The organism is Rhizobium sp. M10, assembly GCF_002531955.1.
Classification (GTDB): Bacteria; Pseudomonadota; Alphaproteobacteria; order Rhizobiales; family Rhizobiaceae; genus Rhizobium; species Rhizobium etli_C.
Genome location: NZ_NWTA01000011.1, coordinates 111,132 through 135,138, shown reverse-complemented (window position 1 = coordinate 135,138; position 24,007 = coordinate 111,132). Strand labels below are relative to the sequence as shown.

At 61.7% G+C, this 24,007-nt stretch carries 23 protein-coding genes; 11 read left to right on the top strand and 12 right to left on the bottom strand.

What is annotated here, in order from left to right:
* The first annotated feature begins 96 nt into the window (after positions 1-96).
* Positions 97-936 carry a hypothetical protein gene (locus tag CO671_RS19220; protein ID WP_097607237.1) on the top strand — a complete coding sequence of 280 codons (840 nt, stop codon included), beginning with the start codon at positions 97-99 and terminating at the stop codon, positions 934-936.
* A 12-nt stretch (positions 937-948) separates the two neighbouring features.
* Here the strand turns inward: CO671_RS19220 and CO671_RS19215 are convergent, their stop codons facing one another.
* The 8 genes from CO671_RS19215 to CO671_RS19185 form a co-directional block, all read right to left on the bottom strand.
* On the bottom strand, positions 949-1,716 hold the full coding sequence (locus CO671_RS19215; protein ID WP_210201916.1) for a hypothetical protein: 768 nt from the start codon (positions 1,714-1,716) through the stop codon (positions 949-951).
* Positions 1,662-1,979, bottom strand: a complete 318-nt coding sequence (locus tag CO671_RS34010; RefSeq protein WP_210201915.1) for a hypothetical protein — start codon at positions 1,977-1,979, stop codon at positions 1,662-1,664. Before CO671_RS34010 ends, CO671_RS19215 begins: the two co-directional genes overlap by 55 nt.
* A 3-nt stretch (positions 1,980-1,982) precedes the next feature.
* Entirely contained in the window at positions 1,983-2,117 is a 135-nt protein-coding gene (locus tag CO671_RS34515; RefSeq protein WP_280953342.1) for a hypothetical protein, read from the bottom strand.
* Between the two features lie 85 nt (positions 2,118-2,202).
* The gene (locus CO671_RS19205; protein ID WP_097607236.1) at positions 2,203-2,787 is read right to left on the bottom strand and encodes a TadE/TadG family type IV pilus assembly protein; all 585 of its coding nucleotides are present in this window, start codon (positions 2,785-2,787) and stop codon (positions 2,203-2,205) included.
* Between the two features lies 1 nt (position 2,788).
* Positions 2,789-3,319 (bottom strand): TadE/TadG family type IV pilus assembly protein, encoded by a 531-nt coding sequence (locus CO671_RS19200; protein ID WP_010030766.1) that lies wholly within the window; start codon positions 3,317-3,319, stop codon positions 2,789-2,791.
* Positions 3,316-4,659, bottom strand: coding sequence for a TadE/TadG family type IV pilus assembly protein (locus tag CO671_RS19195; protein WP_097607235.1), 1,344 nt, complete (start codon positions 4,657-4,659; stop codon positions 3,316-3,318). Before CO671_RS19195 ends, CO671_RS19200 begins: the two co-directional genes overlap by 4 nt.
* A gap of 211 nt (positions 4,660-4,870) precedes the next feature.
* Positions 4,871-6,121 (bottom strand): ABC transporter substrate-binding protein, encoded by a 1,251-nt coding sequence (locus tag CO671_RS19190; RefSeq protein ID WP_097607234.1) that lies wholly within the window; start codon positions 6,119-6,121, stop codon positions 4,871-4,873.
* Between the two features lie 42 nt (positions 6,122-6,163).
* Entirely contained in the window at positions 6,164-8,242 is a 2,079-nt protein-coding gene (locus CO671_RS19185; protein WP_097607233.1) for an EAL domain-containing protein, read from the bottom strand.
* Positions 8,243-9,141: 899 nt separating this feature from the next.
* Between CO671_RS19185 and CO671_RS19180 the strand changes: the two genes are divergently transcribed.
* Complete coding sequence (locus tag CO671_RS19180; protein ID WP_097607232.1) at positions 9,142-11,694, top strand: bifunctional diguanylate cyclase/phosphodiesterase; 2,553 nt, start codon at positions 9,142-9,144, stop codon at positions 11,692-11,694.
* A 47-nt stretch (positions 11,695-11,741) separates the two neighbouring features.
* Here the strand turns inward: CO671_RS19180 and CO671_RS19175 are convergent, their stop codons facing one another.
* Positions 11,742-12,698 (bottom strand): LysR family transcriptional regulator, encoded by a 957-nt coding sequence (locus CO671_RS19175; RefSeq protein WP_097607231.1) that lies wholly within the window; start codon positions 12,696-12,698, stop codon positions 11,742-11,744.
* Positions 12,699-12,823: 125 nt separating this feature from the next.
* Here CO671_RS19175 and CO671_RS19170 point away from each other — a divergent pair, with 125 nt between their 5' ends.
* Both CO671_RS19170 and CO671_RS33785 read left to right on the top strand, forming a co-directional pair.
* Entirely contained in the window at positions 12,824-13,255 is a 432-nt protein-coding gene (locus CO671_RS19170) for a DoxX family protein (protein ID WP_097607230.1), read from the top strand.
* A 349-nt stretch (positions 13,256-13,604) separates the two neighbouring features.
* Positions 13,605-13,799 carry a hypothetical protein gene (locus tag CO671_RS33785; RefSeq protein ID WP_170965008.1) on the top strand — a complete coding sequence of 65 codons (195 nt, stop codon included), beginning with the start codon at positions 13,605-13,607 and terminating at the stop codon, positions 13,797-13,799.
* Positions 13,800-13,842: 43 nt separating this feature from the next.
* On the opposite strand, the gene CO671_RS19155 is transcribed toward CO671_RS33785, so the two are convergent.
* The 3 genes from CO671_RS19155 to CO671_RS19145 are packed head-to-tail and all read right to left on the bottom strand — an operon-like array spanning position 13,843 to position 16,689.
* Positions 13,843-14,661, bottom strand: coding sequence for an ABC transporter ATP-binding protein (locus tag CO671_RS19155; protein WP_097607228.1), 819 nt, complete (start codon positions 14,659-14,661; stop codon positions 13,843-13,845).
* Positions 14,654-15,685, bottom strand: a complete 1,032-nt coding sequence (locus tag CO671_RS19150) for an iron ABC transporter permease (protein WP_097607227.1) — start codon at positions 15,683-15,685, stop codon at positions 14,654-14,656. The genes CO671_RS19155 and CO671_RS19150 overlap by 8 nt, the downstream gene beginning before the upstream one ends.
* Positions 15,682-16,689 (bottom strand): iron ABC transporter permease, encoded by a 1,008-nt coding sequence (locus CO671_RS19145; RefSeq protein WP_245423778.1) that lies wholly within the window; start codon positions 16,687-16,689, stop codon positions 15,682-15,684. Before CO671_RS19145 ends, CO671_RS19150 begins: the two co-directional genes overlap by 4 nt.
* A 94-nt stretch (positions 16,690-16,783) precedes the next feature.
* Between CO671_RS19145 and CO671_RS19140 the strand changes: the two genes are divergently transcribed.
* From CO671_RS19140 to CO671_RS19110, 7 genes are all read left to right on the top strand, one after another.
* Positions 16,784-17,704 carry an iron-siderophore ABC transporter substrate-binding protein gene (locus tag CO671_RS19140; RefSeq protein WP_245425002.1) on the top strand — a complete coding sequence of 307 codons (921 nt, stop codon included), beginning with the start codon at positions 16,784-16,786 and terminating at the stop codon, positions 17,702-17,704.
* A 420-nt stretch (positions 17,705-18,124) separates the two neighbouring features.
* On the top strand, positions 18,125-19,318 hold the full coding sequence (locus tag CO671_RS19135) for an ABC transporter substrate-binding protein (protein ID WP_097607224.1): 1,194 nt from the start codon (positions 18,125-18,127) through the stop codon (positions 19,316-19,318).
* A 21-nt stretch (positions 19,319-19,339) separates the two neighbouring features.
* On the top strand, positions 19,340-20,212 hold the full coding sequence (locus tag CO671_RS19130; RefSeq protein WP_097607223.1) for a branched-chain amino acid ABC transporter permease: 873 nt from the start codon (positions 19,340-19,342) through the stop codon (positions 20,210-20,212).
* A gap of 40 nt (positions 20,213-20,252) precedes the next feature.
* Positions 20,253-21,239 (top strand): branched-chain amino acid ABC transporter permease, encoded by a 987-nt coding sequence (locus CO671_RS19125; RefSeq protein ID WP_097607222.1) that lies wholly within the window; start codon positions 20,253-20,255, stop codon positions 21,237-21,239.
* On the top strand, positions 21,236-22,006 hold the full coding sequence (locus tag CO671_RS19120) for an ABC transporter ATP-binding protein (RefSeq protein WP_097607221.1): 771 nt from the start codon (positions 21,236-21,238) through the stop codon (positions 22,004-22,006). The genes CO671_RS19125 and CO671_RS19120 overlap by 4 nt, the downstream gene beginning before the upstream one ends.
* Positions 21,999-22,739: an ABC transporter ATP-binding protein gene (locus CO671_RS19115; protein WP_096770203.1), complete on the top strand. Its 741-nt coding sequence runs from the start codon at positions 21,999-22,001 to the stop codon at positions 22,737-22,739. The genes CO671_RS19120 and CO671_RS19115 overlap by 8 nt, the downstream gene beginning before the upstream one ends.
* 27 nt (positions 22,740-22,766) lie before the next feature.
* Positions 22,767-23,975, top strand: coding sequence for an aspartate transaminase (locus CO671_RS19110; RefSeq protein WP_097607220.1), 1,209 nt, complete (start codon positions 22,767-22,769; stop codon positions 23,973-23,975).
* Positions 23,976-24,007: the final 32 nt, after the last annotated feature.

The following is a 24,007-nucleotide window of genomic DNA, read 5'->3' as shown; positions in this document are numbered from 1 at the left end:
GACGCATCGGCTGCGGCGACGATCCCGCTTTCGTTTCGGACGTCATATGTTTACAAGCGGAGGCTGTAAACATATGACCGAACGGAGGCATCGATCTTGCATATCCTGCGTCGCTCGCTCTTGGGGTCCTTGTGGGCCATGATCGGCTGGAAACCGGCTTTCGCCGGGGAAGCGAGTCCGGAATCGGCGATCCGGGAGGAGGCGTCCTCGGTGACGCCCCGGCATGTTCTGTGTTTCCTCGGGAAGGATCGCGACCTCAGCCGCTTGTCCGAGGCAGCAGCCCAAGCGATTCGGGACTTCGCCGATGGATTCAGCGTCGACGAGGAATATTCGCAGGCAGAACCGGATGATCGCATGAGCCGATCGTTCGATGTCTGCTGGGATCGGGTCGAGGCCGATGTGTGGAACGAGGCGGATGAGAAAGCCGTCGCCGATCATCAATCCGTCCTCTACGTGCTCGGGCCGAGCATGGCGCAGGCGGAGACGGTAAAGGTGTCGATGACGGCGCTGCGCCTCGTCGAGCGACTGATCGCGGCGGGAGCGGTGGCCGTCAAAGGCGAAAGCGCCGGCATCGCCCATGGCCTCGATCGATGGAGAGCGCTGATCGGCCAAGGTGCGGAGGCGGTGAAAGCGGCAGATCCGCTCGCCCAGCAGCGCATCGGCCGGCTCGCTTTCGCCAAGCGGCCGCTCTCGGCGCGGGGATATCTGGAAAGCGTCGGCTTCCATCTCGTCGGCCTGCCGGAAGTCTACGTCGCGGAGACCGCCGGCAGTGAAAGGAAGGTCGTTGCCATTATGGATGCGGTTGCCGACGAGATTGCCGAGCAGGGGCTCGATCCGACGCTCAAGGCGCGCGGGGCCAGGCTCTCGTTCGATTCCACCTATGAAGTGGACGAGTTCAAGTTCAATCCCTACGGCATCGTCAAGCTCGCCGGGTGAGCCTCGTTCCACTCAGTAAAGGCTGTAGTGATAGTCGTAGCTGCGCAGCCAGAGCTGGGGCTTCTTCGGCCCGTCGAAATTGAGCTGCAACAGATTGCGCGGATGAGCGGTGTCGACGACCAGCTCGTCGTCGGTCTCGGGGTAAGAGGCCTGCGACAGGGTGAAGCGCTGGAACGCGTTGGTGAGTGCAGCCTCGGCGTTTCTGGGGCGATAGTCGTCATCCAGCAGCAATTCGGGCTCGCCGATATGCTCCTGATGCAGCCAGTACCATACGCCCTCATCGGACGTCGCGGGCTGTGCGCCCGGATTGCCCTTGTCGCCCCAGCTGTTCGGCGGTTCCTGTGGGCTGACGCCGACGGGATCCCATGCAAGCGCGCCCAGCCCGTCGCCGACTTCGACAAATACCGCGACACTTCTGTCATAGCGAGCCCGGACGGTCTCGGGCAGCAGCACGTCCAACGGGTATTTGCCGCCGCTGGCGGTATAACCCCAGTCCTTGAGCAGCAATTCGCTTACCGTCCCGAGATCCTGCGGCGGCCGAAAAAAGGAGACGTCGATCTGTATGTCGGCGCCGCCGAGCAGTTGGCGCAGCGGCGCGGGCAGATGGACATTCAGACGCTTTTCCAGTTGCTGGAAAGCTGCCTCCGCCGTCGTGCCGGGGGGTAGCCGAGGCATGTCCACGTCCACCAGTCCGGATAGTTCGGCAAAAGTGCGCACACGTTCGATCAGCGGTCGCGAAGCGTCATAGAGCGGAGCGGAAATCGGGGCCATGTCGCGCACGGTCCACGTCTTCGAAAACGATCCGGTTCGACCCTCGGCGTCTCCATCGCCTTGCCGTCTATCATGATCTCGGCGGTCACCTCTTCGCCGACGCCGATCCAGGGATGGATGCCGGCCTTACCTTTCCGGCCTTCCGCCTGCTGGCGGGCGCCGTGTGGCGGCTGGTTCGCCGCCGACGCCGGCCGCATCGCGCTCAATAGCGCCGACAGCAGTCCGGCCCAGAGTCCTGCCAGAAAGGATCGTCGCTGCAGCGTCTCGCTCATCATTCAATCGTTCTGCTGTTCCAATGTTTCAGCAAGCTCTTCGTAGTGGCGGGCAGATCCCGCGTTCTTCTCGGCGGCATATTTGGCGCTCACCATCCGCGCTGCCCCGGCCTTGTCGCCGTCCCGCCGGCGCAGCATTCCTTCTCCCGATCCGCCGAGCGGCCGAAGCAATGCATCATTGTCTGCCCGGCGACAATGGTCTGAATGGCGGGCAGCCTGCGGCTCAATTGTATTTGATCGTGTCGCTGACCCTGGGACGCGTGAAGAAATGGTGGTCGAAGCTGTAGCCGTCCATTCCCGTGAAGTTTGAAAAGAATGTCGAGACGGGCGTCGTCAAACGATATTGCACGCGGGTCAGCACCACCTGCACCCCGGTCTCCTGTATCTTTTTCGGTATGTCGATGGCGCTTGCCGTGCCGGAAGCAAGCGCCGTGGTGTTGAACGCGGCCGACCAGTTGACGGTTGCCTTGCCGCTGTTGTCGACATCGTTGACCGTGACCATAATGGTCAGCCCGGTGGTTTCATAGGGCTGCAGGATGAAGCTTGCGCCGGAGAGAAGCTTAGCGACGTCGGTCTTCGTCCAGGTGCTCTGCTGGGCGATCATGTCGCTCGTGCTGGAAGCGATCTCGTCTATCTTGCGGCTGACGGTCAGAGCATGGCCGAGATCGACGGTGCCGAACAGCAGCACGATGAGGATCGGCAGCACCAATGCGAATTCCACGCCGGAAGCGGCCGAGCGGTCGCGGGCGAGCCGGCGGATACGGGACCTGATGAAGCTGATAAGGGGGAGGTTTCGTTTCATCATCATGTCAGAAGGGCTCGTTGCGGAACAGAGCGGACGATCCGAGGAGATAGCTGCCGTCCGAGAGCTTGGCGCTCGACAGGCTGAAGAAGTTGACGGTGGCTCCCCAGGGCAGGAATGCCTGCACCAGAATGTAGTCGCTGCCCTTGCCGATATCGTAGGTCTCGGTGACGGTGAGCTTGCCGCTGTTGTCGATAGGATCGGCGCTGGTGGCGGAGGACAGGTCGGAAAGCACGCTGACCTTGACGACGAGACCGCTGGAGCAGCTGAATGCCAGAAGCATGTCGTCGCAGATCTTGCTCTTGAATCCGGCCAGCGTGATCTTGGACGAGGCGACCTCGCCGGTCCGGATCATCCGGGAGATCTTGTGAACCGAGGCGTCCAGCGCGGAGTTGACGAAGAACATCAGCGACACTTCGATGATGCCGAATATCATGATGAAGAGCGGCAGGGCCAGGATCGCAAACTCGATCGCGGCCACCCCCTTGCGATCGCCGAGCAGGCGGCGAAACGGCGCAAAGCGTTTTCTTGCGGTCATTGGGTCAACCGGACGGAAGAGAGATACTGGGTGAAGAGCGTCGACAGGCCTTCCGTGATCTCGGACGACGACGATGCCGAAATGAACAGGCTCTTCGACGATGCGCAGCCGGCAAGGGCATAGGGGATGTAATCCCGCCGCGTAATGCTGCTCGAAACGCCGCTGTCCATGGTGCCGCCCCAGGTGCTCTTCCAGTTGGCGCTGGCCATGGTCGAGCCGACGGTGGCGTTATAGCCCCAGTCCGAGGTGATCGGCAGATATTCGGTGTAGAGCACCGCCATCGTGTTGGATTGGTTCTTCAGATAGCCGCACCACTCGGGATTAAGCGGCGCCACCTTGTTCCAATAGGCCCCGTACGTCGGCTTCCCGTTCTTGTCCCATGTCACCTTGTCGGTCACCCATTCACGCTGCGACTGCACGCCGTCCGTCAGCAGAAGAACCAGCTTGAGTGGCGAGCCCGAGGTGGTTCCATCCCCTCCAGCGCCGACCTTCTGCTTGAGCGTTGCAAGCGATACGTCGAAATAGGTGGCGGCCTTCGAGGTCGCGCTGGTGAGGCCGTAGCTCGCGTCCGCCAGGCGGGTACGCGCCGTATCCGTGCTCAGCGTCGGCGTCAGAACTTCGGTGAGCGTATCTCCCAGGCTGTAGAGTCCGACCTTGATCCGTTCGTGATTGGCGTCGGATTCGTCGATCATGTCGAGCACTTCGCGGACGGCGTCGCCGGCGACATCGGCACGCAGTTTTATCTTCTTTTCCGAGCTGTATTCATAGTTGTTGGCATATGTCTTCTTGCCGATCGTGTGCGCGTCGCCGATGTGGCAGGCGAACTGGCACCCGATGCCGGCATACATCGTCGCCTGGCCCGATGTCGTTGCCGCCAGCAGCATCGAGGGCGAGGTGTCGATGACGATATAGACGTTGAGATAGGAGGTGGCCGGTCCCTTGACGGCGCTCGCCACGCTGACGTCGACGGTCTCGATGTTGGCGATCTTCATGAAGGTGGTCGGGACGGTGCCGCTCGCCGTCGCCGTGATGTTGTGGTTGGCCGTATCGATCTCGATCTCACCCAACGTGTAGCTGTTGTCCACCTGTGCGTGGAACCAGTCGGAAACCTTCTTCTTGAGAGCGTCCGCGTCCTCGACATTGTCGATCTGTTTGACCGCGGCGATCAGGGCCGCATCAAGGTCGCTCTGCATTCTCTGTCGGACATTGTAGCTGCGGATGTAGTCGAAGCTCGCGCCGACCGCGACGAGCATCGGCACTAGGCTGAGGGCAACGACGATCGCGACATTGCCGGTTCTGTCGCTTCCGAGACCGCGAAGCGTGTGCAAGCATCGACCCATTGAAGATAAAAAAACTGACTTCAAAAAACCACCAACACGCCCACAATGAAAATCGTGATGGCAAGATGTTTCAACGAAGCTTAAGCCTTTGTTAAATCTTGTGAGTTCCAGCCGCCAGCGGACTGGCGGCGCGCCGTTTGCTGCGCTTATCGTACATCTCTGCGAATTATGGATACTCGTGCCGTGCTGCGGTGCCGGCCGTCCGCGGCCTTCAGCGCTGCATCAGCAGATCGTGCAAGCGCTTCTGAACCTCTTGCGCCGACATGTTCCTGTTGTTGAAGAAGTCGCCGACCACGGCGATCCAGCCTTCCGACATCTGGGTCGGCATGGCCTGGGACTGGGCGCTGACTTCGCCCTTATGCGCCTTGATCATCTCCAATCCAAGTTTGCCGCAGCGATCGAGTCCCGATGGATCGACATCGGTGCGGACGGGCAAAGAGCCCTTGATCCGGCTGAAGGCAACCTGGTTGTCCCGATCGAGCACCATGCGCGCGAAAGCCTGCTGCGCTTGCGCCGTGCCGTCCCGGTTGGTCAGCGGAAAGGCGAAGGCATCGATCACCATGAAATAGGCGATGGAGGTGCCGGGAACGAGGCTGCAGTCGAAATCCTTGTCGACGCTGTAGCCGCGCGCTGCAAGTTCGCCTTTGGCCCAGTCGCCCATGAACTGCATGCCGGCCTTGCCCTGGCCGACCGCCGCAGTCGCATCAGCCCATGTCTTGTTCTTCCGCTGTTCGATCGGCTCCACATAATCGGACAGGCGCAGCAGCATATCCAGCGCCTCGATCATGCGCGGGTCCTGCACCAGCTCTGCATCGCCGCTCATCAGCCGGGCATAACCTTCCGGCCCGAACTTGTGATAGACGATGTCGTTGAAGATGAGAGACACCTCCCATCGGGCGCCGCCGAGCGCGATCGCCCGGCGTCCCGTCGCCTGGATTTTGTCGGCCGCATCGAACAGCTCGTCCCAGGTCTGCGGCGTCTTTGCTCCCGCTTCGGCCAATGCCGCCGTGCTCGTCCACAGCCAGTTTTCGGCATGGATATTGGTCGGCGCAAAATAAACCTTTCCCTTGGAGGAGATCCGGTCGAACACCGTCGCGGGAATGACATCGCGCCAGTGATCCGCCTGGGCGACATCGTCAATGTCGAGCACGATGCCCATTTCCGGCAGTTCGCGTGATCCTTCGTTGGCATTCCACTGCATCACAGCCGGCGCATATCCGTTGGCGATGCGGTCGCTCACGACCCGCTGGACCGCGACCTTGTTCTCCGCCGGCATGTCAACCCATTGGTTGCCGGCCGCTGCCCAGGCCTTGCGGTAAACATCGAGCGCCGCCGCCTCGCTTTTCGATACCCAGAAATGCACGACGTCCACCGCCATGCCCTCTGCCGCGAAAGCCTCGGCCGCAGGAGCTGCCGCCGCCAGGGTCGTGGCAAGCCACGCCCGTATGATTGCCCGTCTCATTCCTTATCCTCTTTCGTCGATGTTTGTGCCGCGCCGTGCGGTTCAGGAGACCGTTTCAACCGGCAATTTGCGGGACCGCCCGGATATTCCGCGCACCGCCGGCCGACGAACCAATCGTTCGACCGCCACGAGAGCCGGTTCCGGCTTGCCGAACAGATAACCTTGGCCGATGTCGCAACCCGCATGCAGAAGGAAGTCGCGCTGGACCTCCTCCTCGATACCTTCCGCGACGCACCGTTTGCCGAGGTTGCGCGCCAGATCGATGATCGCCCTGACGATCTGTTCCGATCGAACATCCTTGCCGATTTCGGCAACGAAGCTGCGGTCGATCTTCAGTTCGTCGAAGGGGAAGTCACGCAGATGCACGAGCGACGCAAAGCCGGTGCCGAAATCGTCGAGCGAGACCGAGACTCCATGCTTGCGGAAGCGGGAGATGGTCTCGGCGATCTGGTTGGCGCCGCGATTGAGAAAGACGTCTTCGGTGATCTCGATGGAAAAATCGAGCCAGTCGAGCCGGTTCGCTCCGACCGCCGCAGCGATAAGATCGTAACCGTCATCGCCGACCAGCAGGGCTTCCGGCAGATTGATGGCGACCGATCCCACGGCGAGGCCTGCTGCCTGCCATGCTCTGAGATCACGGGCGACGGTGTTGACGATACAGCGCGTCATCCCCTGTATAAGGTGACCTTCCATCAGCGGCAGGAAGCGTCCCGGCGGCAGAATGCCGAGCTGGGGATGGCGCCAGCGCACCAATGCCTCGAAGCCGAGATGCCTGCCGGTCTGCAGGTTGACCTTCTGCTGGTAGTAGACGACGAACTCGTCACGATCGGCGGCGAAGGCGAGGGCGCTCGCAAGCCGGTTCTGCTCCAGACGCTGGGCGAAGGAGCTTTCGTCGAAGATGACGGCGGTATTGCGCTTGGCCTTTGCGGCATAAAGCGCCAGATCGGCAACGCGCATCAGGGTCGCCTCGTCTGCGGCATGGCCCGGCACGACCGCGCCGCCGAGGCTGGCCGAAACCGGCAGCAACCGGCCGTCGAACTGACATTCCGTCGCAATGGCGGCGACTGCGCGCCCGGCAATTCCTTCCAGCGTTGCCGCATCTGAAATGCCCGGAAGCAGAGCGGCGAACTCGTCGCCGCCAAGCCGCGCGACGATATCACCGGATCGGAACGTCTTCTGCAGCGCCCTCGCGACATGGCTCAGAACCGCGTCCCCCGCCGGATGCCCAAAACTGTCATTGGTGGCCTTGAAGTGATCGAGATCGACCAGCAGCATGGAAAAGCCTGCGCCCGTCCGCTCAAGGGATCCGAACAGCCCGTTCAGCGCCTCGTTGAACGACGATCGGTTGCCAAGGCCCGTCAGCGTATCCGTGTGCGCCAGATGCGTCAGCTTGATCTCGAAATCGAGGGTCCGGCGGTGTTCGGTGCGCAGTTTGACGAGGAGCGGTATGAAAAGGATGAGGGTCGCAAGGATGAGCGTTGCGGCGGTGAGGCTGAGCAGCACGGCACTGATCAGGCGCGTGTGATCGATGCTGACATCGCTCCGGTCATGCGCGCTCTCGATCAAGGCGCTGAACTGACGCATGAGCACGCTGTCCGACGAAACGGCAAAGTCGATCGGTCCCCAGAAGCTGTAACGTTCCCGTCGATCCTGCAGTTTTGCGGACACGACGCGTTCGGCCCTTTGAAGGAAGTCCTCCAACCGTCCGTCGAGTTCGAGCCGCAATTTCTCGGACGCGCTATCCCGTCCGTTCAGCCGTTCGAGAAGGTTCGCCTCGACCTGCGTATTCAGCCCGTTCAATTCTATGCTCATGGAGCGGATGTCGTCGATCGCCCTCTGAACGTCCTCGACCATCGGCCTGATAATATATTCAGGCATATTCGGGTCGGCCGAAGCGCGCATGATGGCGCGTGTCTGGGTGGCCAGCTGCTGGAAGCGGATGAATTGGCGTCCGATCAAATAGCTGATGTTCTGCTGCAGCGAATGGCGATCGAGAGCCACCTTGACCGTCTGGAAGGTTGCCCCGATCAGAACTGTCATGACGACGACGGCGAGGACGTAATGGCGCCCGATGGAGCGGATATATTTCGCGACGGAAGAATGGGACTCGCCGGATGGCATCACCGTATTTTCCAAATCCGAACCCCCACCATTCGCGCTTCGTCAGAACAAGACAGCCCGGCCGAGCGGCCTCCGGGACACTGCTTCACAATCATTTGCTAGAGATCGGCCATCATGGCCCGGCCCCGCGCGTCGGGTGCGGCGCGCCGGAGAATGGCGTTCACGTCGCTGACGTGCATGCCGAACCGATCTCGTGATCGACGTCCAACCGTCAACATCTCGTGGGAGGCTTTCAGCAAGCCGAGGCGGCGCGATCCGCGCTCAACTGTACCTGGCGGCGGGGATATTCAGGGTCGGCGCGATCGCGGCCCGTGCGCTGCATCTGGAATGACGGTCGTAGGCATGCGTACTATCAAACATTTCCACCTCTGAACGCGCTGTTGACAACGCGGATTTTTGGCTCGTCTCTGAACCCGTCTTCATGGCGGAGAAGTACAAGCAGCACCTCATTCGGTGACCCAGCTTGTCGTTTCCCTGGTTTAAGAAGCGTAAAAAAATGCAACGAAACCAGGTTCTTGCCACAAGCTCATATGAAACCGTCGTGATCTGGCCAGAGGGTTCGGATTCCGGATAGCCGCTCGTCTGTTTTCCGATCCAATCGCCCGGCCTTTCGGACGCAGCGTTTGAGGTCACGAGAATTATGAATATCCATAATGCGCCGACCCGATCCGCTTCGCGCGTCGAAAATTGCTGAACTGCCGAAGACCACAGCGATCTCTTAATTTTCTGACCGCAATATCCAATGCCAAGCCGACATGCTCGGTCGCAGCGGACCAGTGCCTTTGTGATCCGATCTTCAGGCCATAACTTTCCCCTCAAATGACTTGGGCGGCCTTTGCTAAAGATTCTCGACCGGGTGAATGAGACATCTGGTTGTTTCCCATGGTTGAGGGAGATCCATGATGACCTTGTCCCAGTCGCTTCAGCAGCCGGCCCTTCTTGCGCCGGGGCATGACCACGGGCGAACCGGAGAGCAGCATCAGGACGCGGCAGTCGATCGGGAAGCCCTGCTCGAAGCCTTGCTCGGCGCCTTTCCTCTTCCGGTTTTCTACAAGAACAGGCATGGGCGTTACCTCGGCTGCAACAGGGCCTTCGAGAACCTGCTTGGCCATGCGCGCGAGGAGATCATCGGGAAAACCGACGCCGATCTCAATCCGGAACATCAGGCGGAATGGCATTTGGCGCAAGACGAGGCTCTCCCGGAAAGGGGCGGAGCCCGCGATTGTGAGACCAAGATCACCACGGCGGGCGGGACGGTGCGCGATGTTGTCGTCAACAAGGTGGTGTTGTCGGGAAAAGATGGAGATGCCGCCGGCGTGATCGGCGCCATCGTCGACATTACCGAGCACAAGCAGGCGGAGCGGGATCTCAAAAAGGCGCTTGAGTTCGCCGAGGGGATCATCACCGCCATTCCCGACGTCCTCTTCGAGGTGGGTGAGGACGGCCGGTATCTTCAGGTCTGGACACGAAATCCGGAACTGCTGGCCCAGCAGAAGGAGATGTTGCTCGGCAGGACGGTTAACGACGTCCTTGCGCCCGATCAGGCCGCCATCGCAATGGAGGCGCTGCGCGAGGCCGGCAAAGAGGGCGTTGCCTACGGCCGATGCATATGCATCGGTTTGCCGAACGGTCAGATGCGGTGGTTCGAACTCTCCGTGGCCAGACGGCCGAGCGCCGATCCTGCTGCCGCGACCACGCTCCTGGCGTTCTCGCGCGACATTACCGAGCGGAAGCAGGCGGAAGACGCCATCAACCTCGTGCGAATGCAGTTGCTCAGCGTGCTTCAGACCATGCCCGATATGGTGTGGGTCAAGGACATGGACGGTGTCTATCTGCTGTGCAACCACGCCTTCGAGCGGCTGACCGGATTGGCGGAAGCCGACGTTGTCGGGAAAACGGATTTCGAGCTGTTCGACATCGAAAGGGCGCGGTTTTTTCGGGAATCGGACAAGGCGGCGGTCGAGGCCGGAGAATGCATCCTCAGCGATGAGGAATGGGTCATTTCCCGGGAGAACGGGCAATCTGTTCTTCTTGAAACACGCAAGGTGCCGGTCATGGATGCAGGGGGAGGCGCTGTCGGGGTTCTCGGTGTGGCGCGCGACGTTACCGAATTGAACGTCTCGCGCCAGAAAATCCACCAGATGGCCTTTTACGATCCCCTGACCTCGTTGCCGAACCGATCGCTGTTCAACGACCGGCTGCGGCAGATGATCACCTCAGCCGTGTCACGCGGTCAGCGGGCTGGCGTCGCGCTGATCGACATCGACCACTTCAAGGTGGTCAACGATACGATGGGGCATCCCGTCGGCGATGAACTGCTCTGCCAGGCGGCGACCCGCCTCAAGGCGAGTGTCCGCGACTACGACACCGTCGCCCGTCTCGGCGGCGATGAATTCGCGATCCTGCTGCCGGATATCCGCCAGGGCGACGACCTCGGCCGGATTGCCGGCACGATCCTCGAGAGGTTCAAGGAAGGCTTTCTGCTGGATGGCAAGGAAGTGTTCATCTCGTGCAGCGTCGGCATCGCGCTCTATCCCGATGACAGCGCCGACGTCAACGATCTCGTGAAATACGCCGACTCCGCGATGTATCTCGCCAAACGCTCGGGGCGAAACAGCTTTCGCTTCTATTCAAAGGATCTGACGGCGAGCGCCGAAGAGCGCATGCGGCTGGAATCCGATTTGCGCCGTGCCATCGAGCGTGGTGAACTGGAGCTGCACTACCAGCCCAAGGTGCTCCTGGACAGCGGCGTCATGATCGGATCCGAGGCCCTGTTGAGATGGCGTCACCCGGTGCTGGGCATGATTCCCCCCGTCCGCTTCATTCCGGTCGCCGAAGATACCGGGCTAATCGTGGAGCTCGGCCGATGGGTGCTGCGTGAGGCATGCCAGACGGCCGCCGAGCTGAATGCCGACGGCGGGATACCGCACAAGGTGGCAATCAACCTGTCGGTCAAGCAGTTCCAGTCCGCCGGATTGATAAAGTCGATCGCCGAGATTCTCGAGAACACAGGCTGCCGCGCGGAATGGCTCGAAATCGAAATCACGGAAAGCCTGCTTCTGGATCAGAAGGATGAAACGCTGCAGATGCTTTCCGAGCTTCGGAGCATGGGATTTTCGATCGCCATCGATGATTTCGGCACGGGCTATTCGGCGCTGAACTATCTGGCCCGTTTTCCCATCGACACGCTGAAGATCGACCGGTCTTTCATCAACAGCGCCGACAAGCGCAATGAGGAACTGGTGAAGGCGATCCTCTCCATCGCGCGCTGTCTCGGCCAGAGCGTAGTGGCGGAAGGCGTCGAAACCGCCGAGCAGGCAGCCTTCCTTGCCGCAAACGGATGCGGGACGGCGCAAGGTTTCCTCTACAGCAAAGCCCTGCCGAAGACGGAAATCATGGCTCTGTGGCTGGGCTCTTCGATGGGCGAGTCTGCCGCAAGCGAGATGCGCTAGAACAGGATGATTTCAGGTCCGGTCGGCCTAAAATCTGAATCCTGTCCTCAGCCGCCGATTTTGCTGGAGCCGTGTTCGACGTCTTGCTGACGTCCCCGACCTCGGACCGTGCCCGAAAGCCTCGCCCGAAGCTCCGCCACCAGCCATCTTGCCGCAGGTCCGGGCGGGTTTGCGACGTTGCGTATCACGTGGATCGGATATTCATCCTGATCGAAGGCAGGAAACTGGAGATGGACGAGACGGCCATCGGCAAGATCGTCCTTGACCAGATAGGCCGGAAGCCCGCCCCAGCCCAGTCCGCCGCGGATGAAAAGATGCTTCGTTGCATTGTCGCTGACCCGCCAGGTCTTGAGCGAAAATACGTTGAAATCCCGGCCCTTGGTCAGCCCCGAGGCGTCATAGACGACGAGCTGGGTTTCATCGCGCACGTCGGCAAGGTTTAGCGGTCGGCGCAGCATGCCGAGACTATGGTCGGCGGCGGCGACCGGGATCATCGCCGACTGGCCGATCCGCTCGAAAACGATCTGATCGTTCCTGGTTGCCATGGCGCCACCGAAGCCGACGGCGGCCTTTCCTGCCATGACCGCATCCATGACGATCCCGAGCGTGCCGACGGTCACGTTCAGTGAGACGGTCGGATAATGATTGCGGAAGGCGCGCAGCACGTCGACGACGATATCCGACGGCACGATGGCGCTCATCGCGACATTGAGTTCCGCCTCCAGTCCATCGCTCAAGGCCTGCACGCGTGCCCGCATCAGGTCGAGGTCGCCGAGCAGCCGGCGCGCATCCTCCAGCACGGATCGGCCGGCCTCCGTAAGCTGCGGCCGCTTGGTGCCGGAACGGCTGAAAAGCGCGACGCGCAGCTGTGCTTCGAGATTGGCGATCGTATAGCTGATGACCGACTGCGTGCGGTTCAGCGCGCGGGAGGCTGCCGAGAAACTGCCTTTCTCCACCACGGTCAGGAATACGTGAAGCTGATCCAAGGTCGGATGCGGCTGCATATCTCATCGATCCTGTCGATAAATTGTTTCGAAAATATACCGATTTTAACGATGGGTAGCCAGCTTTATCTGTGAAACTCGTTCAAGGTTGCCGTCGCAGCCAGCCATCGTTCAGGAGGTTCGAAATGTCCAATGCCACGACCGTTTCGCCGGCGCCGCCCGTGGGAAGATTGCTTCAGGTCGCGATATGGGCCGCGCAGGTGCTCGTCTTCGCCGCTTTCACCATCTTCGGCGGCATGAAATTCTTCATGCCGGTCGATCAATTGGCGGCGATGTGGGTCTGGCCGGGCCAGGTTCCCGCCTGGTTTCTACGGCTCATGGGCATCATCGATTTTGCCGGCGGCGCTGGCGTACTGCTGCCGGCCCTGACCCGCATCCAGCCGCGTCTGACCCTGCTTGCGGCGCTCGGCTGCGTGCTGCTGCAGATCGCTGCGATGATCTTTCATCTGTCGCGCGGCGAAGCGGCGGCCCTGCCGCTCAACGTCATCCTGCTCGGCCTTTCGGCCTTCATCCTCTGGGGCCGCGGCAGGAGGGCGCCTATAACGCCGCGCGGATAAAGAACGACCGCTTGCGAGTTCGCTTCGAAGCACGGCAAGCGGCCGGGATTTCCGCATTATGCCGGTTCTTAAACCGCAGAGACTGAACGGTTCTCAAAGTTGACGCCTGCCTTATCCGAATTTCGCAACGCTGTCCGATCGGCGCAGCAAAGCTTGGAGCTGAGCCGCTTGTAGCGGCAAAAGTAGGAGTTTGTTAAGGTTGACAAGGCGTTTACTGGGTGCAGGGACGAGCGCAACACATTGAAATGAAAAGCGAAGACGTCCCGGTCGATCGGCAATGAAACGACGCCGCATCCTGGAGACATGAGAGTTTCCATCCTCCCAGGCACAATGAAAATAATGAATGAGAATGGCTGAAATCATCCAGTTTCCAAATCCGGTCTCCGATATCACGACGAATGCTCATGACCTGCAGACCGCAGCCGGACCATCCGGCGGCTCCGACATTGATCAGATGCTTCAGGCACGCGCCCGCATCCAAAAGGTTCTGCACGAACTCGACAGATTGACCGGTGAGCTCAGCCAGTTGTCTATCGAGGGGTGACAGCGGAATGATTGGTCAGCGCGCTCCTTGCCGGCGAGGCCGCCTACTCGGATGACGTCTCGGCAAGACGCAGCGGGATGCAGAGCGGCCGGCCGTGAACAGGATCGGTTATGACCCTTGCCTGCACGCCGAAGACGTCGGAGACCATCGCCTCGGTGACCAGATCGGCGGGCGCCCCGGTGGCGACGATCTCGCCGCCTCTGAGAAAAACCAGCGTGTCGCCGTAGCGCGCCGCGAGATTGAGGTCATGCAGGACGAGGACGACCGTTCTGCCGAACTGCTGCTTGAGACGGTCGACCAGTTCGAGGCATTCGAGCTGATGGGCGAGGTCGAGATGGTTGACCGGCTCATCGAGGCAGATGATGTCGGTCTCCTGCGCCAGAACCATGGCGATCCAGGCGCGCTGCAACTGCCCGCCCGAGAGCGAGCCCAGCCTGCGGTCACGCAGATGCCCGACGCCGGTGCCTGCCATCGCCTGCTCGATCGCCTCCGCGTCGCCGGCGCTCCAGGGCTGCAGCAGCGTCTGGTGCGGATAGCGGCCAAGCCGGACGAGCTCCTGCACCGTCATGTCCTCAGGGGCTGAAGGACTCTGGGTCAAGAGTCCGATCTTCCTGGCGAGCGCCTTTTCCCCGAGGCTGTGAAGGCTCAGTTCCTCAAGGAGGATCTCGCCCTTGCTGGGCTTGTGCAGCCTGCGGATCGCTCTCAGCAGGGTGGATTTGCCGCAGCCGTTCGCGCCCGCCAGCACGGTGATCTTGCCCCTGGGGATGGCAAGTGACAGGGAATGCAGGACGTTGACCTTGCCATAATCCAGGCTCAGCCCTTCGATCGATATGACGTTTCCGGTGGTGGTCGCACTAGCCATGGCGCTGGTTTCTCATCAGGAGATAGAGGAAATACGGAGCGCCGATGACGGCCGGAACCGTTCCGGCAGGCACCTCCGTCGGCGAAAAGAGCAACCGGACGATAAGATCCGCACCGACCAGCATCGACGCTCCGATGAAGAAGCTGCCGATCAGGCCGAAATGGACGCCTCGCCCGATCAGCCGGCGCGCCAGATGCGGCGCCATCAGGCCGATGAAGCCGACGCCGCCGACGAAGGCGGCCGAAAGTGCGGTGATGGCCGCGGCAAGGACGAAGATTTGAATGCGGAAGCTCGGCAGGTTGAGGCCGACGCTTCTGGCCGACATCTCGTCGAGGTCGGCCGGCGGCAGCCTGCGGGCGACGATCAGCACGACGAGGGTCAGCGGGAGCATGCCGATCGCCGTGATCCGGATCTCGTTCCAATTGATCTCGTTGACTGCGCCGGCGATCCAGCGGGCGGCCTGTCCTGCCTGGTAGACCGGGCCGACAAGCATGGCGATGACGGTCAGCGATTTGAGCACCGCGGCAACGGCGGTGCCGAAGAGAAGCAGACGGATCGCCGACGCCGCCTGGCGGCCGGCAAAGGCGAAGACGACGAAGATCGCCGCAATCGATCCGGCAACCGCGGCGACGGGCTGATAGGCGACCGAGGTGACGAGCGCGTTCGACTCATTGGAGAGCGCCGCAAGGAAGCAGACGACCGCCAGCGCGGCGCCGTCGACGACGCCCAATATGCCGGGCGATGCGAGTTCGTTGCGGGTGACGCGCTGGAGAAGATATCCGGCGACCGCAAAGCCCCCGCCCGCCAGAGCAGCGATCACGACACGCGGCAGGCGGAACTGCAGGATGATGACGGTTTTGCCGCGGATCTCGGCGCCGAGAAGGACGTCCCAAACCTGGGCAAGCGGGATCCAGGTGGAGCCGAATGCCACGCCGGTCGAAGCGAGAGCGAGGAAGAGGAGGACGATCGCTGCGAGCGTCAGGGGAGTTCTGGAGGCTGCGTGCGACCGGACAGGCGAGGTCATGCCGCTCTCCGTTTAAGCAGGATGAGCAGCGTGATGCCGCCGACGGTGGAGGTGATCGCGCCGACCGGAGCCTCAGTGGGATAAATGATGAAACGCGCGAGAATATCGGCCGCAGTCGCGTAGATGGCGCCGATCAAAGCCGAGGTGACGATCAGGCGGCGATGGCTGAGGCCGACGAGCCATCGGGCGAGGTGCGGCACGACGAAACCGACGAAGCCGACCGGACCGGCCATGCAGACGCCAGCTCCCGTCAGCAGCGAGACAGTCAGGAAGCCGGCCCAGCGCACGACGGCGAGCGGCACGCCGAGATTTGCTGCTGTCGTATCGTCGGCCTGCAGGGCGTCGAGCGGCTGCGCGAGCATCCATGCGGCCGCCAGCCCGGCCAGGACCACGGGTGCGCCGCCGATCGCAAAGGCGATCGGCCGGTCGGCAAACGAGCCGGTCAGCCAGAAGAGCAGCTCCTTGAGCTGGGCTTCGTTGGTGGTCAGGATGATCTGGACGATCGAATATGCCAGACCGCCGACGGTCACGCCGACGAGCACGATGCGGATCGGCGAGAAGCCTCCCGAAGTGGCGGCGACGCCGAAGACGAGCAGGCTGGTCGCCAGTGCGCCCGAAATGGCCGCCACCGACATTCCGGCGATCGAGCCGATCCCCAGCCAGACGCTGGAGGCGACGACCGCGAGAGCTGCGCCGGCATTGATGCCGAGCGTGTCGGGGGAGGCGATGCGATTGCGCGCCAGCGTCTGAGTCAAGACGCCGGCGACACCGAGAGCGGCGCCGACGAGCGGCGCAAGAAGAGCCCGGGGGATGCGCAGCGTGGTGATGACGACGGCGCTTTCCGATCCGTCGAAAGCGAAGATGGCGTTCCAGATCGCAGCCGGCCCATATTGCCGATATCCCAGTGCCACGCTGGCTGCGACGACAAGGATGAGGATCGCCGGCAAGGCGATCGCCAGCAATGTCATCGGCCGCGAAGACGTGGAGAGGGGGATAGAGCGCACGAGTTTCAGCTTGACTTTAAGTGGACAATGTATCTCATCTTATGACCCAACCGATTGGTCGAAAAATCATTCAATTGTCAAGTTCGAGGCCTGCGTGCGTACGAAATCCATTCTGCTGGCGGCGTTCGCTGCCATTCTGTCCCTCATCGCCGTAACTGCGGCCGGCGCGCGCGAAGTAACCCATGCCATGGGCGTGACCGATGTGCCTGATGCGCCGAAGAGGATCGTCGTGCTGACGAACGAGGGAACGGAAGCGCTGTTGGCGATGGGCATCAAGCCGGTCGGCGCCGTGCGGTCCTGGCTCGGTAAACCCTGGTACGACCACATCGCCCAGCGGATGGAGGGCGTAACCGTCGTCGGCGACGAGTCGGCCATCAACCTCGAACTGATCGCCTCGCTCGAACCCGATCTCATCCTGGGCACAAAATTCCGGCAGGAGAAGATCTATTCGCAGCTTTCGGCCATCGCGCCCACGGTCCTTTCCGAACGAATTAGAAGCGACTGGAAAGGCAACATGAAGCTTTACGCGGCCGCCGTCGGGAAACTGCCGGAGGCGGAAGCGGCCTTCAAGGCCTATGACGACCGCGTCGCCGCGATCAGCAAGGCGCTGGGGGATAAAAAGGCCGAAAAGATCTCCCTCGTGCGCTTCATGCCGGGGCGAACGCGGATTCTGCTGAAGGATACTTTTGCCGGCAATGTTTTGAGCCAGATCGGCTTTGCGCGGCCGGCAAACCAGGATCGGATGGAATTCGCCGACGAGGTGACGAAGGAGCGCACGCCCGAATTCGAAGGCGATCGGCTCTTCTACCTGGTTTATGACACCGGTGACGGCAAGACGGCCGCCGCCGCGGCCGATTGGACGTCCGACCCGCTCTGGAACAATCTTGCTGTCGTCAAGGCCGGCAAGGTCGGCGCCGTCAGCGACGCCGTCTGGAATACGGCCGGCGGGATTCTCGCCGCCAACCTGATGCTCGACGATATCGAAAAGATATACGGGCTGCCTGCCTCGCGCTGAGGCCTCAGGCAATCCGGAACGATCTTGCGGCGCGCCTTGCACGGGCTCGCTTTTGAGCTTGCGTCAACAGACACACTTAGCTTCGGCAGTATGCATCTCCGCTGTGGTGCGGACGCGTGCAGACCTATATCGCAGGGGACCATGAAGCCGGTCCGAGACCGGATCGTTTTCCTGTGCACGGCGCTCGGTGATGTCGGGGATGCTGATTGTCGGGAGGTCATCGCTGAGCTTCGGAAGCCTTCCCCGCTATAAAGATTCGTTATGGCGGCAGAAGCGAGTTGTGTTGGCCATGCGGCAATGGATGAACCTACTCTGGCAGCGTCAGCAGAAGACTGGCGCAACAAGAACCGCGGCAAAGCGGCATTTGAGCACATGACGGCAGGGGCCGATCAGACGTGTCCAACAAACGGAGTGGGAACCATGAACAAGACTTTGACGCGCCGGGCATTTTGCATTTCCATGGCAATTCTTTCCTTGACCGCGCTCATGACCAGCGTCTCGCAACACGCTCTCGCCGCGGATGAAACGATCAGGCTCGGCCTGGTATCGCCGATGAGCGGGCCGAATGCCCGTTACGGCGCGTTTTCGCTGCACGGCGCCGAACTGGCCGTCAAAGAAATCAACGATGCCGGCGGTATCGACGGCCGCAAGATCGAAATCTTTTCCGCCGACAGCCAGGGAACGCCGGTCGAGGGCGTTTCGGCAACGCGGCGCCTGATCGATCAGGACAAGGTCAACTACATCATCGGCGACGTTTCGAGCTCGGTCACTCTGGCAATGCAGCCGGTCTCCGAAGATGCGGGCGTGCTTCTGCTGAACGCCGCATCGTCCAACCCGAAGATCACCTATGGCGCCGGCGTCGGCGGTTACAAGTGGACCTTCCGCAACTATCCCACAGACGAGAACCGGGCGCTGATCGTGGCGAAATATGCCGCCGAGCAGCGCGGCTTCACCAAATTCGCGGTTCTCTCGGTCGACAGCGACTACGGCCGTTCGGCAATCACCTTCACCAAGAAATACCTGCCCGACTTCAAGGGCGAGATCGTCAGCGAGGACTATTACAAGGAAGGCGAGGTCGACTTCCGCAGCGTGCTCGCCAAGATCCGTGACAATGGCGCCCAGGCGATCATCATGTACGGTCTTGCCGATACCACACCGATCATCGCCCGTCAGATGCTCGAACTCGGTCTTGCCGGCAAAGTGACCTTGATCGGCAATGGCGAGTTCAACACCGAAAAGACCATCAAATCAGCGCCGAAGGTCCTTGAAGGCGCGGTCGAAGCCGCGGCATGGCTGCCGGCTTTCGATTCCCCCGAGAGCAAGGCTTTCGTGGAGAAGTTCACGGCCGCCTACAACGAGGCGCCGAACAACCACGCCTATGTCCATTGGGACACGGTTCACCTTCTCGCCCAGGCGATCAAGGAAGCCGGCAGCCCAGACCAGGCCAAGGTGCGCGATGCGCTCTCCAAGATCAAATATAAGAGCGCCGTCGGAGAGGTGACCTTCGACGATCACAACCAGGCTCGCCTGCCGATGATCCTGCTGCAGATCGAGGATGGCAAGCCGAGCATCAAAGGTGCCTACGCGGCGGATATCCAGTATCCTGCGAACTGATCCACCGTCGGGGATAGGACCATGTTCTCAACAATCCTTGAGCAGATCATCAACGGCATCGTGACGGGCTCCGTCTACGCCATCGTTGCGGTCGGCATGACGATGATATTCGGGGTGCTGCGGGCCATCAATTTCGCCCACGGCGAATATTACATGCTGGGAACGTTCGGGGCATGGTTCGCCATCGACTATCTCGGACTGTCCTATGAGGCCTCGATCGTCGTCGGCGTGCTGTCGACGATCGTCATCGCCTATGTGGTCGGCAAATTCGTGATGCAGCGCATGGTCGGCGCTCCGGCCGAATCCGGAGTGCTCGCCACGCTCGGCATCGCGCTCGTCCTGCAGAATACCGTCATCCTGGTCTTCGGCGGCGGCTACAAGTTCTTCTCGGGCGGCTATATCGAACCCGTGTCGATCCTCGGCTTCAGCCTGGCCGAGCAGCGCATCATCATCCTCATCGTCTGCCTGATCGTGTTCATCGGCCTCGAACTGATGGTGACCTATACCAGGATGGGCAAATCCATGCGGGCGGTGTCGCAGAATGTCGAATGCTGCGAGGTTGTCGGCATCGATGTGCCGCAGGTCGTGCTGAGGACCTTCATTCTCGGCGCCGCACTTGCCGCCCTCTCCGGGGTGCTGACGGCGCCGGTCAATGTCAGCGTCTATGGCGGCATGGGTGAACTGATCACCTTCAAGACCCTGCCGATCATCATCATGGGCGGTCTCGGCAATGTGCGCGGTACCTTCTTCGCGGCAATGATCCTCGGCATCGCCGAGAGCCTGGTTGCCACGTATGTGGGACTGCAATTCCGCGACACCGTCGGCTTCGCCACGCTGATCCTGATGCTGATGTGGCGCCCGCATGGGCTGTTCTCGACGCAGGCGCGCTTCTGAGCGCGCTCCGCCGAACCTTTCTCGAATTTGAGGACTTGCTATGTCTCTCACGGAAGTCTCGCAATCACAGCAGCGCCGCGATCTTCGCCTGCCGCTCGGTTTACTGCTGCTGTTGGCCGCGCTCTGCGCACCCTTCGTCGCCAGCACCTATGTCGTCCATGCGCTGATCATCGCGCTGATCTTCATGCTGCCGGCGCATGGCCTCAATCTTCTGGTCGGTTATACCGGTCTGCTCTCGCTCGCCCAGGCCGCGTTTTTCGGCATCGGCGCCTATGCCTCGGGCCTGCTGGCCGTCACCTACGGCACGCCGTTCTACGTCAATGTCGTCGCGGCCGGGCTGGCGGCGGGCGCCATCGCCCTGCCTCTCGGCATCCCGGCCCTGCGGCTGCGCTCGACATCCTTCGTGATGTGTACGCTCGGGTTCGTGATCATCGGCCAGGCGATCGCCAAGAACTGGATTTCGCTCACCCGCGGCGATATGGGACTCTCCAGCATACCGAAGCCGCATTTTGCGCTCGGGCCGCTGTCCTTCACCGTATCGGGCACGACGGCCTTCTATTATCTGGCGCTGACCGTCGGAATTCTGGCGACACTCGCCGTCTGGATGATCGTCCGCTCGCCTGCCGGCCGCAACATGATCGCCATCCGGGAGAACGAGACGCTGGCCGAATCCGTCGGCATTCCCACCTGGCGCTACAAGCTGATCGTCTTCATGCTGAGCGCGGTCTTCGCCGGCGTCGGCGGCAGTCTCTACGCGCATTATCTGACGGTGGTCAGCCCGCTGACCTTCCAGATGTATTATTCGACGACGATGCTGATCATCGTGCTCGGCGGCGGCGCCGGGACGATCTCGGGCGTCGTCTTCGGCAGCCTGCTCTTCGTCGGCCTGACCGAGGCCCTGCGCGTGACGCCGGAGCTTCGGATGATCGCTTACGGGCTCTGCCTGCTCGTCCTGGTCTTCTGGTTCCGGAGGGGTTTTGCGCCTGTTATCAACCGCCTCTGGGATTCGATCGGGAGCGCAAAATGACCAGTCTTCCCATTCTCGAAATCAGCAATCTCACGAAATCCTACGGCGCGGTGAAGGCGGTCGACGATGTCAGCATTCATGTCGAGCGCGGCGAGATCGCCGGCTTGATCGGGCCGAACGGCTCGGGCAAATCGACCTTCTTCGATTGCAGCACCGGTCTCGGCAAACCCGATAGCGGCAAGGTGAGGCTCGACGGCCAGGATATCACCGGATGGTCGCTGAACCGGATCGCCCGCGAAGGGCGCATGCTGCGCTCCTTCCAGAAGACGGTCGTCTTCAAATCGCTCGACGTCGAGGAAAACCTGATCATCGCGGGGCAGATGTTCAGCTTCCCGTCGCTGTTTTCCACCTTCGGGATCGGCAAGCTGTCGCGCAGCCGGGTGTCGGGGTTGCGCGAACGGGCGCAGGAACTGATCAGGATGGCCGGGTTGTGGGACGTGCGCAAACAGCCGGCCGGCAATCTTTCCGGCGGGCAGCAGAAGCTCATCCAGTTCGCCTCAATGCTGATGCCGGAGCCGAAGCTGATCCTGCTCGACGAGCCCATGGCGGGCATCAATCCGAAGATCATCGAGCGGGTGGTCGAGACCATCCTCTACGCCAACAAATCGCTCGGCGTCAGCTTCCTGATCATCGAACACAATATCGATGTGGTGACCAGCATATGCCGGCGGGTGATCGTGCTCGACCAGGGGCGCAAGCTCGTCGAGGGCCTGCCGCAGGAAATCATCAACGACCAGCGGGTCAGGGAGGCCTATCTCGGTGGCTGATTCAAACCTCTCGATCAAGAGCCTGCGCGCCGGCTATGGATCTCTCGACATCCTGAACGGCGTCGATCTCGACGTGCCGGCAGGCCAGTTCGTGGCGCTGATGGGGCCGAACGGCGCGGGAAAATCGACGCTTCTGAAGACGCTCTACGGCATGACGACGATCAAGGACGGCAGCATCGACTGGCAGGGTAAGAACATTGCCGGCTACAAGTCGCGCGCCATTCTCGGTGAAGGCATATCTTTCGTGCCGCAGGGTCGCTGCAACTTTCCGGTCATGACGGTGGACGAAAACCTGCAGATGGCCGCCTATACGCTACGCGACGACAAAGTGAAGGCGGATCGAGACTATGTCTACGATCTCTTTCCGATCCTGAAGACGCGGCGCTCGACGCTGGCCGGCAATATGTCGGGCGGCGAGCAGCAACTGCTCGAAGTGGCGATGGCCGTCCTGCAGCGTCCGAAAGTGCTGCTGGTCGACGAGCCTTCGGTCGGCCTGTCGCCGGCGGCGATTGGCATCGTCTTCGATGAGCTGCTGCGCCTGCATGCCGCCGGGCAGACCATTCTGCTCGTCGAGCAGAACACCAAGAAGGCCATGGAGGTCGCCGAACGCGCGGTTATCCTCAGGCTCGGCAAGGTCATCTGGGACGGCCTGCCGGGGCAGATCAGCCATGACGAACTCGGCGAGCTTTTCCTGACGGGCAAGATGCGCGGCGAGACCGAAGCCGTTCACTGAAACCCAAGAAGAACTAAGGACATATCCATGAGCACTTTCGTGCCAGCCTCACGCGTCTCCAGGATCAAGGTTTCGCCGAGCACGGCGGCGGCGGCGCGGGCCCGCGAGCTGAAGGCGGCCGGCCGCGACATCGTCGACATGACGGTCGGCGAGCCGGATTTCGATACGCCGGATCACGTCAAGGCCGCGGCTCATGCCGCCATCGATCGGGGCGAAACCAAATACACAGCCGTCAACGGCACGCCTTCGCTGCGCAAGGCGATCATCGGCGATTTCGAACGGCGTCTCGGATTGCGATATGCCGATAACGAGATCTGTGTCGGCGGCGGCGCCAAGCAGATCCTGTTCCTCGCCTTGATGGCCAGCGTCGAGAACGATGCCGAGGTCATCATTCCGGCGCCCTACTGGGTCTCCTATCCCGATATGGTGATCGCCAACGAGGGCAAGCCGGTCATCGTGCAATGCCCGCAGAAGCAGGGTTTCAAGCTGACGCCGGAAGCCCTTGAAGCGGCGATCACGCCGAAGACCATGTGGCTGATCCTGAATGCGCCGTCGAACCCGACCGGCGCTGCCTATACCCGCGACGAGCTGCGGGAGATCGGCAAGGTACTGCTGCGGCATCCCGAGATCATGATCCTCTCCGACGACATCTACGATCAGGTCTGGTTCAAGGACGAGCCGATGACAACGCTGGTCGCCGCCGTGCCGGAACTGAAGGATCGGGTGCTTCTCACCAACGGCGTGTCGAAATCCTATGCCATGACCGGCTGGCGCATCGGTTACGGGGCGGGGCCGGCACCGCTGATCGCGGCGATCAACAAGCTGCAGTCGCAGATGTCATCCTGCCCGTCATCGGTCAGCCAGGCGGCGGCCGCGCATGCGCTCGCCTCCGACCAGGGCTTCGTCACCGACAGCGTCAAGGTCTACAAGGAACGCCGTGACTATGCCTGCCGGCGTCTGAACGCCGTGCCGGGCCTGTCGTGCCTGGTGCCGGATGGGGCCTTCTACCTCTTTCCCAACTGCGTCGGCGTGATCGGCCGGAGGACGCCGGAGGGCAAGGTGATCGAGACGGACCTCGACTTCGTCCTCTATCTCCTCGACGGCGTCGGCGTGGCGGCCCTGCAGGGTGCGGCCTACGGCCTGTCGCCGTATTTCCGCCTGTCGATCGCCACCTCGATGGACGCCATCACCGAGGCCTGTGATCGCATCGAGCGGGCGGTCGGCGAATTGCGTTGAATTCAGCAGCACGCGGGAGGGGCTTGCGCGTC

Bases quoted from the DNA above. Each gene is read 5' to 3' on its own strand.
- CO671_RS19130 (WP_097607223.1), top strand. From the start codon at position 19,340: ATGTTCTCAACAATCCTTGAGCAGATCATCAACGGCATCGTGACGGGC.
- CO671_RS19185 (WP_097607233.1), bottom strand. From the start codon at position 8,242: ATGCCATCCGGCGAGTCCCATTCTTCCGTCGCGAAATATATCCGCTCC.
- CO671_RS19155 (WP_097607228.1), bottom strand. From the start codon at position 14,661: ATGGCTAGTGCGACCACCACCGGAAACGTCATATCGATCGAAGGGCTG.
- CO671_RS19120 (WP_097607221.1), top strand. From the start codon at position 21,236: ATGACCAGTCTTCCCATTCTCGAAATCAGCAATCTCACGAAATCCTAC.
- CO671_RS19135 (WP_097607224.1), top strand. From the start codon at position 18,125: ATGAACAAGACTTTGACGCGCCGGGCATTTTGCATTTCCATGGCAATT.
- CO671_RS19190 (WP_097607234.1), bottom strand. From the start codon at position 6,121: ATGAGACGGGCAATCATACGGGCGTGGCTTGCCACGACCCTGGCGGCG.
- CO671_RS34010 (WP_210201915.1), bottom strand. From the start codon at position 1,979: ATGAGCGAGACGCTGCAGCGACGATCCTTTCTGGCAGGACTCTGGGCC.
- CO671_RS34515 (WP_280953342.1), bottom strand. From the start codon at position 2,117: ATGCTGCGCCGGCGGGACGGCGACAAGGCCGGGGCAGCGCGGATGGTG.
- CO671_RS19125 (WP_097607222.1), top strand. From the start codon at position 20,253: ATGTCTCTCACGGAAGTCTCGCAATCACAGCAGCGCCGCGATCTTCGC.
- CO671_RS19205 (WP_097607236.1), bottom strand. From the start codon at position 2,787: ATGATGATGAAACGAAACCTCCCCCTTATCAGCTTCATCAGGTCCCGT.
- CO671_RS19150 (WP_097607227.1), bottom strand. From the start codon at position 15,685: ATGACCTCGCCTGTCCGGTCGCACGCAGCCTCCAGAACTCCCCTGACG.
- CO671_RS19170 (WP_097607230.1), top strand. From the start codon at position 12,824: ATGTCCAATGCCACGACCGTTTCGCCGGCGCCGCCCGTGGGAAGATTG.
- CO671_RS19110 (WP_097607220.1), top strand. From the start codon at position 22,767: ATGAGCACTTTCGTGCCAGCCTCACGCGTCTCCAGGATCAAGGTTTCG.
- CO671_RS33785 (WP_170965008.1), top strand. From the start codon at position 13,605: ATGGCTGAAATCATCCAGTTTCCAAATCCGGTCTCCGATATCACGACG.
- CO671_RS19195 (WP_097607235.1), bottom strand. From the start codon at position 4,659: ATGGGTCGATGCTTGCACACGCTTCGCGGTCTCGGAAGCGACAGAACC.
- CO671_RS19175 (WP_097607231.1), bottom strand. From the start codon at position 12,698: ATGCAGCCGCATCCGACCTTGGATCAGCTTCACGTATTCCTGACCGTG.
- CO671_RS19200 (WP_010030766.1), bottom strand. From the start codon at position 3,319: ATGACCGCAAGAAAACGCTTTGCGCCGTTTCGCCGCCTGCTCGGCGAT.
- CO671_RS19180 (WP_097607232.1), top strand. From the start codon at position 9,142: ATGATGACCTTGTCCCAGTCGCTTCAGCAGCCGGCCCTTCTTGCGCCG.